The following is a 7830-nucleotide window of genomic DNA, read 5'->3' as shown; positions in this document are numbered from 1 at the left end:
GCGGGCGTCGGCGGGGCGCCGTCCGGCGGCCAGGGCCATCGCGCCGGGCTGCTGGGTGGCGGGCGCGCCGACGCGGGCGACGATGCCGCCCTCCTGGTCGATCGCGACGGTCGCGGGGATCGCGTGCCCCGCGGCGTGCGCGGCGCGCTGGATGCCGTTGGAGAACGCGGCGAGCTGCTGGGGGCTCGTGACGTTGTTGCCGTAGTAGATGATGCCGCCGGGCTGGTCGCGGGCGATGAGCTGGGCGGCGTTGTCCACCCCGTAGAGGGAGCGGTTGGCGGCGACGTCGGCGGGTTCGGTGGTGTCGGCGGACATGCCGTAGATCTGCACGACGAACAGCTGCGCGACCTTCTGCCGCAGCGTCATCGACCTGATGAGCCTCATCAGGTGCGGGTCGCGTCCGAAGGTGCTGCTCGCGCGCGCGGGGGCGTCGGCGCGGGCGGCGGTGGGAGCGGCGAGCGGCGACGCGGCGAGCAGGGCGGCGGTCAGCGCCGCGGTGACCGGGACGGCGCGCCGCGGACGCGGTTCGGTCGCGCCCTTCGAGGAGGTCTTCGGGGAGCCTTTCGCCGCGGCCTCGGCCGGGTGTTCGCGGGCGGTGCGTTCCGGGGTCGGCGAGGTCGCTGGAGGCATGGACGTTCTGCGCATGGACGTTCCCTTCCGCCCCCGAGAACGATCTTGCGTGTCGTGCGCACGCTAACCGGGCCGGTGGCGGCGCGTCCAGGGCAGAACTCGACGAGCGGGTCGGCGGCCGGTAACGGTGCTGGTCAGGACCTCGGCCGTCTTGCCGGCCCTGCTATTGGTCGTCCTGCGGGTCGCCCTGCGGGGCGTCCGGTCGGCAGGTTCGTCGTCCCGGTTCGCGGTGGGTCGGGTCGTCGTGCCCCCGGGGCGGACGGGCGGTGAGGGGGTGCTCCTCGACGTGGTAGCGGCGGACGTAGGCGTCCAGGAACGCCTGGACGCTGGCGACCAGCGGCAGGCTGAGCACGGCGCCGACGGGGCCGATGACCGCGGCGCCGCCGATGACGACGCCGAACGCGACGGCGGGGTGCATGTCCAGGGTGCGGGCGGTGATGCGCGGCTGCAGGACGTAGTTCTCGAACTGCTGGTAGGCGATGACGAACAGCAGTGTCCACAGTGCGGTCGAGGGGGCCTTGGTGAGCGCGATCAGGACCGGGGCGGCTCCGGCGAGGTAGGTGCCGACGGTGGGGATGAACTGGGACACCACGCCGACCCAGAGCGCGAGCGTCAGCGCGTAGGGCACGTCCAGCAGGGTGAGGGCGGCGTAGTGGAACACCGCGGAGACCGCGGCGAGCAGGGCGCGGGAGTAGATGTAGCCGCCGGTCTTGTCGACGGCGATCGTCCAGGCGCGCAGCACCTGCCGCTGGCTCTTCGGTGGCAGCAGCGAGCAGACCGTCCGGCGGAACTGGGGGCCCTGGGCGGACAGGTAGAAGGTGAACAGGAGGACGCCGAGGCCGCGGAACAGCACGCCGACGGCGGTCATGCCGATCCCCCACACGTTGCCGGCCAGGTCCGACAGGTGCTTGGAGAGCTCGCCGCCGACGGCGGGGATCTTGCTGACCAGGGTGTGCTTGGAGATCCGCGCGCCGAAGGACCGGTTGGTCCAGTCGATGATCTGGTCGGCGTACCGGGGGGCGTTGTCGACCAGCGTGGTGGTCTGCTTGATCAGGACCGAGCCGAGCGCGACGGAGAACCCGACGGCCAGGACGGCGATGAGCAGGAACATCAGGCCGGTGGCCAGACCGCGGCGCCAGCCGCGGGCGGCGAGCCAGTTGACGCCGGGCTCGATCGCGAACGCCAGGAACAGCGACATGACCAGCAGCAGGAGCAGTCCGCGCAGCCGGTCCAGCAGCCACAGTCCGGCTCCGAACGCCAGGACGGTCGCGGCGGCGAGGACGAAGGCGCGGGGCAGCCACGGCGGCATCCGCGCCGGATCGTGGACGGCGCGGGCGTCGGGTGCGCCGTCCCGGTGGGCGGCGCTGTTGCGCTCCGTCGAGCGCGCGGGCTCCGTGTGGTTCGGAGCGGGTTCGGTCCGGCTGGTCGGAGGGTGGTTCCGGTCGGGGGTGCCGTCCCTGCCCGGGTCCGGTCCGGCGCTGTCGGCGGGGCCGTCGTCGTCCGCGCCGCCGGCGGGGGTGTGCGCCATGGCAGGAAGCTAACGGCGGGTTCCGGGGCCTCGGCCGGGGCGGCGCGCGGACGGGCGGAGCCTTTGCCGTCGTTTCGCGCCGTCCTTGCGTGGATCGAGAGGCCGACCACCGGGCGGGGTGCCGTGAGCGCGCGGCGGGTGCCGTGACCGCGCGGCGGGCGGCGGCGAGCGAGAGGCAGGCCGGGTCAGTCGCCGGACACCGGGCTCAGGCCGTAGTCGCCGATGCCGTGTTCGAGCAGGTCGAAAGCGCGGACGGCGGCGGCCTCGACGCTGTCGCGCATCTCCTCGAGGGTCTCGCCGGCGAGCTTGCGCTCGATGATCTCGTTCACCAGCGTCCACTGCGCGGACATGATCATCGCGGCGACGATGCGCGGCGTGGCGTCGTCGGGGTCGGCGCCGACCTCCTCGGCCAGGGCGCGGGCCAGGACGTCCTGGGCGGCCTGGCCGATCTCGCGCTGGCGGGCCGTGAGGGCCGGGCTGTCGCGGACGGTGCGGGCCCACACCTCGGAGCCCTCGTGGAAGCCGGTCTGGTAGGAGCCCTGCCGCAGCCCCTCGAGGAAGGAGCGGCGGTAGAAGGCGACGACGGACTCGCCGGGGCGCCGGTCGTGCAACGCCTCGGTGACCCTGGTGATGATCTCTTCCTGCCGGTCGAAGAACAGGTCCTCCTTGGTGTGGAAGTAGTTGAAGACCGTGTTGACCGACACGTCCGCGTTGCGGGCGACGTCGGCGATGGTGACGTTGTCGAAGCCCCGCATCATGAACAGCCCGGTGGCGATGTCGGCGATCCGCCGCCGGGTCTCCTGCTTCTTGCGTTCCCGCAGGCCGATCTGGGGTTCTGCGGTGCGCCGCGGGTCGTCCGGAGCGGTCTGCTTGCCCATGTCCGGAATTCTAGGCGCTCTGGTGTCACTGAAAATTTGGGGTCACACCAAGATTGGGGTTACTCTATCAGGGTCGCGGTGACCGTCGCGGCACCGGTTCGGCTTCCGTCGGAGGTTTTCGTGATCGAGGCGCGCGGGCTCGCCCGCACCTTCACCGGCAGGCGCGGCACCGTGGAGGCGGTGCGCGGGGTGGACCTGTCGGTCGCGCTCGGGGAGATCGTGGGGTTCCTCGGTCCGAACGGCGCGGGCAAGAGCACCACGCTGCGGATGCTCACCACGCTGCTGGCACCGACCGCCGGGTCCGCGACGGTCGCGGGCCGCGACCTGCGGACCGATCCGGGCGGGGTGCGGCGGCGCATCGGGTACGTGGCGCAGGGCGGCGGCACCGATCCGTCCGTCCCGGCGGGCGAGGAGCTGGAGCTGCAGGCGCGGCTGTACGGGGTGGCCGATCCGGCGGCGCGGATCCGCGAGCTGGCGCGTCGGCTCGAGCTGGACGGCGAGGGGCTGCTCGCGCGGCCGTCGGCGGCGATGTCGGGCGGGCAGCGCCGGCGGCTGGACGTCGCGCTCGGGCTGGTGCACCGTCCGCCGCTGGTCTTCCTGGACGAGCCGACCACGGGCCTCGACCCGCAGAGCCGCGGCCACCTGTGGGAGCACATCCGGCGGCTGCGCGACCGCGACGGCACGACGGTGTTCCTGACGACGCACTACCTCGATGAGGCGGACGCGCTGTGCGACCGCGTCCTCATCATCGACCGTGGGCGGATCGTCGCCGAGGGCTCCCCCGCCGAACTGAAACGGCGGGTGGCGGGTGACGTGGTGACGGTGGAACTGGCCGGGTCCGGCGCGCCGCTGGAGCAGGTCGCCCTCCGGGCCCGCACGGCGCTGGCCGGCCATTCGGCGGTGCGCGAGGCGACGGTGCTGGAAGGAGCGTTGCGGCTGACCGTAGACGACGGCGACCGGTCGCTGATGAGCCTGATCCGCGCCCTGGACGAGGCGGGTGTGGAGCTGGCCGCGCTGCGGATGGCGCGGCCGACGCTGGACGACGTGTTCCTGACCGTGACCGGCCGCTCCCTGCGCGACTCCGCGTCCGCCGCGGCCTGAGAACGAGGGTTCCGAGGAGAGGGAGAGGCGAGCGATGGCGACGACGACGGGCGAGAGGTTCGACGACCGCGGAGAGGACGGCCCCGCGTCCACGGTGTCGGTTCCTTCGACAGACGGCCGGGACGCCGCTGTGAGGAACGGCGGCGACAGGGCCGGTGGCCATGATGTCGGCAGACCCGGCGGTGACGTTGGCCGTGGTGACGTTGGCCGTGGTGACGTTGGCCGTGGTGACGTTGGCCGTGGTGACGTTGGCCGTGGTGACGTTGGCGGGGGTGGCGACGTCGGCGGGGGTGGCGACGTCGGCGGGGGTGGCGGTCTGGCGGGCACCGCGCGCGACACGAGGCTGATCTTCCTGCGCTATGTGCGGCAGCGGATGCGCAGCAAGGTCGGGGTGGTCTTCGGGCTGACGCAGCCGCTGCTGTACCTGGTGCTGTTCGGTCCGCTGCTGAGCCGGGTCGGCGGGGTTCAGGGCGCGGGCGGCGGCAACACGTGGCGGGCGTTCGTGCCGGGCATCCTGGTACAGCTCGCGCTGTTCGGCGCCGGGTTCGTGGGGTTCGGGCTGATCGCCGATCTGCGGTCCGGGGTGGTGGAGAGACTGCGCGTCACGCCGGTCTCCCGGCTGGCGCTGCTGCTCGGCCGGGTGCTGTGCGACACGCTGATGCTGGTAGTCCAGGCGGTGTTGCTGCTGGCGGCGGGCGTCCTGCTCGGGTTGCGGGCGCCGCTGTGGGGCATCGTCGCGGGGCTGGTGTTCGTGGCGCTGCTGGCGCTCAGCATCGCGTCCCTCTCCTACGTGCTGGCGATGATGACGCGCGTGGAGGACGCGTTCGCGCCCCTGCTGTCCACCGTGACGCTGCCGCTGATGCTGCTGTCGGGGATCATCCTGCCGATGAGCATGGCCCCCGGCTGGCTCGACGCGGTCTCCCGCTTCACTCCGTTCCGGTACGTGGTGGACGCGGCGCGGGCGGCGTTCCGCGGCGACTTCTCGTCCTCCGCGATGCTGGAGGGCGCGGCCGTGACCGTGGTCCTGGTGGTGGCGTCGGTGGCGTTGGGCACGCACCGCTTCCGCAAGGAGAACACCTGACCGGCCGCTCCTGCACTCCTCGACGCTGAACGCTCGCCGCGAGACTAGTCACTCGCTGCCCTAACTCCCGGGGCTCCCCCGCCGCGCGACGGTGGCTCCACATTTGGGGCCACCTCGCCCCACCGCGCTCGCCTGATTGCAATCTCCGTGAGTCGCCACCGGCCCGGCCCTTACGAGCCTGAGTTGGCACGGGGCTGAGTTGGCACGGGGGTGGAAGTGCCGCGGCAGGAGCCGATGCGGGTTCGAGTTCGCCGCGGGTTCGAGGTGGCGCGGAAGGACCACGGCGTGGATGCCGCAGAGTCGAGCCGGTGCGGGTGAAGGAGGCGCGGGGTCAGGTGGTCGTCGGTGGCGACGGCAGGGGTGCAGGCCGCACTAGCAGCGAAAGCTCGTCGCTGGCCGGGTCCGAGGTGGCCGGGTCCGAGGTGGCCGGGTCGGTGGCGAGGGTGGCGGTGACCGGAGTGGGGGTGAGTGGGGTGCTGGCGGTCGGGGTGGTGGTTACGGAGCGCTGGGCCAGGTAGGCGCCGGTGAGGACGACGGCGCCGCCGAGGAGCTGGACGGGGGTGAGGTGTTCGCCGAGGACGATCCAGGCGATGAGGGTGGCGGCGACGGCCTCGGTGTAGGAGAGCGCTCCGGCGACCTGGGCGGAGAGGCGGTGGACGGCGGCGTTGCCGGTGATGTAGGCGAGGACGGTGCTGACGCCGATGATCCAGGCGGCGAGGACCCAGCCCGGGGCGGTGCCGCCGGCGATGGGGACCGAGTCGCCGAGGACGTGCCAGGGCATCGTCCAGGGCAGCGCGGGGAGGGTCAGCAGCGTGGCGGCGATGATTCCGCCGACGGCGTTGGTGACCAGCGGGTCGGCGCCCTGGCCCATGCGGTCCAGCAGGAGGAAGTAGGCGGCCTGGCAGGCGGCGGCGCCGAGCCCGGCGGCCAGGCCGAGGGCGTCGAGGCGCAGGCCGTCCCAGACCTGGACGACCATGACCAGGCCGACCATGGCGACGGCGACGCCGCGGGCGGCGGTGCGCCGGACGGGCGCGCGGCGCACCAGCCGCATCCATACCAGGACCAGGACGGGGCCGCAGAACTCCAGCAGGATCGCGACGCCGACCGGGAGCCGGGACGCGGCGAGGAAGTACAGGCCCTGGCATCCGGCGATGGCGGCGACACCGTAGGCGACGAGCGGGCGCAGGTGGGCGCGGGTGGTCGTCCAGGCGGCGCGTCCGCGGATGGCGGCGGCCAGGACGGTGAGGACGAGCGCGGCCCCGACGATCCGCAGCCACACGGCCTGCAGGGGGCTGAGCCCGGCCCCGATGAGGGCTTTGCCGAAGGGGCCCGAGCCGCCGAAACAGACGGACGAGAAGACGATCAGTGCCAGTCCGCTGGCGCGGTCGCGTCCCGCGCCGGTTCCGACGTTCCCCACTTCGGTGTCCTCCCACCCTCAGGTTTCAGGAGCATCCTGGCATAACACTCCTTACATGTCGATGGCGGTGTTTCCTCCTGTTCGGTCGGTTCAGGGCTACTATTCGCGGGGTGAACTTGCAGGCATCGGGGACCGGATCGGGCGGGCACGACGGCGGCGGGCAGACGGGCGAGCGGCGCGATCTGTTCACCGCGGTGGAGGAGAACGTCCGGGAGCTGGTCGCCTCTGCCTGGTGGGTGTCGGCCCCGCCGCAGCAGCGCGCCGAGCAGATCGTCGCGCGGATGCTGTGGGGCGCGGGCGAGTGGTGGCTGTACGGGGCGTGGGGGCGCTGGTACCGGTGCGGCCTGGACGGCAGCTGGCACCCGTGCCCGCCGCCGTCCGACCCGGCCTCGCGCAACGCGGCGATGCCCGCACCGCGCGGCGCGGGCAATCCGCCCGTCCCGCCGCAGCTGTTCCCGACCGGCCCGGACCTCGCGGCCGGGCGGATGGTGTCGGCGGGGTTCCTCGGGCCCGTCCCGGACACGGCCGTCGTCGCGCGGATCTCGCAGGCGCTGACGACGGCGCTGGCGGTGGATCCGGCGCAGTTCCAGCAGCACGACCCGATGTTCCAGCCCGGCACGCCGTCCACGGTCGCGGCGGCCTGGGGCGCGCTGCTGTGGTGCGCGGGCGCGCCGGTCGCGCTGACCGAGCATCCGCTGATCGAGTCGTTCGTCCCGTTCCTGACCACGCCCGCCGACCGGCTGCACTGGATGATGCCGCCGGACTTCTCGACGCTGGCCGGGTACTACGCGTCCCGGCTGGTCATGGGGGACGGCGCGGGCGCCGCGCACGTCGTGCGGGTCATGTACGAGGTCGCGGCGGGGCTGGCGGGCGACCGGCGGTTCCGTCCCGGCGCGGACGCGCTCGCGGCGGTGACGGCGGCGTCGCTGCGGCTGGTCCCGCAGGACCTGGCGACCGCCCGGTACGGGCAGCAGGCGGTGCTGGCGGAGTGGCGGCGCCGCTGTCCGGCCGAGCACGCGATCCCGATGATGCGGGACGCCGCGCCGGGCGAGCACCTGCGGCTGGCACTGTACGACCTGCAGCAGATCGTGGCGGACCTGGCGGGCGACGCGCTGCCCGGTGTCGCCGGGGGCGTCGGCGGCCCGGGCGCGACGCAGGGCGCGGGACCGCCCGGCATGACCGCCGGGACGTCGGC

Annotated in this window: 7 protein-coding genes; 3 read left to right on the top strand and 4 right to left on the bottom strand. The window is 73.5% G+C overall.

Annotation, left to right across the window (positions count from 1 at the left end; all coding sequences use genetic code 11):
• The 3 genes from DZF91_RS14550 to DZF91_RS14540 all read right to left on the bottom strand — a co-directional run.
• Positions 1-645, bottom strand: a 645-nt coding sequence (locus DZF91_RS14550; protein WP_328589171.1) for a glycoside hydrolase family 3 N-terminal domain-containing protein, incomplete at its 3' end; no start/stop codon positions are given.
• A gap of 148 nt (positions 646-793) precedes the next feature.
• Complete coding sequence (locus DZF91_RS14545; RefSeq protein WP_117358004.1) at positions 794-2158, bottom strand: AI-2E family transporter; 1365 nt, start codon at positions 2156-2158, stop codon at positions 794-796.
• Between the two features lie 185 nt (positions 2159-2343).
• Positions 2344-3036 carry a TetR/AcrR family transcriptional regulator gene (locus DZF91_RS14540; RefSeq protein WP_117358003.1) on the bottom strand — a complete coding sequence of 231 codons (693 nt, stop codon included), beginning with the start codon at positions 3034-3036 and terminating at the stop codon, positions 2344-2346.
• Positions 3037-3156: 120 nt separating this feature from the next.
• On the opposite strand from DZF91_RS14540, the gene DZF91_RS14535 reads away from it, so the two are divergent.
• Entirely contained in the window at positions 3157-4137 is a 981-nt protein-coding gene (locus DZF91_RS14535; RefSeq protein WP_117358002.1) for an ATP-binding cassette domain-containing protein, read from the top strand.
• 316 nt (positions 4138-4453) lie between these two features.
• Positions 4454-5218: an ABC transporter permease gene (locus DZF91_RS14530; RefSeq protein ID WP_268915942.1), complete on the top strand. Its 765-nt coding sequence runs from the start codon at positions 4454-4456 to the stop codon at positions 5216-5218.
• Between the two features lie 331 nt (positions 5219-5549).
• On the opposite strand, the gene DZF91_RS14525 is transcribed toward DZF91_RS14530, so the two are convergent.
• Positions 5550-6635 (bottom strand): EamA family transporter, encoded by a 1086-nt coding sequence (locus tag DZF91_RS14525; RefSeq protein WP_117358000.1) that lies wholly within the window; start codon positions 6633-6635, stop codon positions 5550-5552.
• Positions 6636-6745: 110 nt separating this feature from the next.
• Here DZF91_RS14525 and DZF91_RS14520 point away from each other — a divergent pair.
• Positions 6746-7830: hypothetical protein (locus DZF91_RS14520; RefSeq protein WP_147341151.1), on the top strand; the 1085-nt coding region annotated here is incomplete at its 3' end.

It is taken from the genome of Actinomadura logoneensis (assembly GCF_003428695.1).
GTDB lineage: Bacteria > Actinomycetota > Actinomycetes > Streptosporangiales > Streptosporangiaceae > Spirillospora > Spirillospora logoneensis.
The sequence above is the reverse complement of the archived record's forward strand: the minus strand, read 5'-3'. Positions and strand labels throughout refer to the sequence as shown.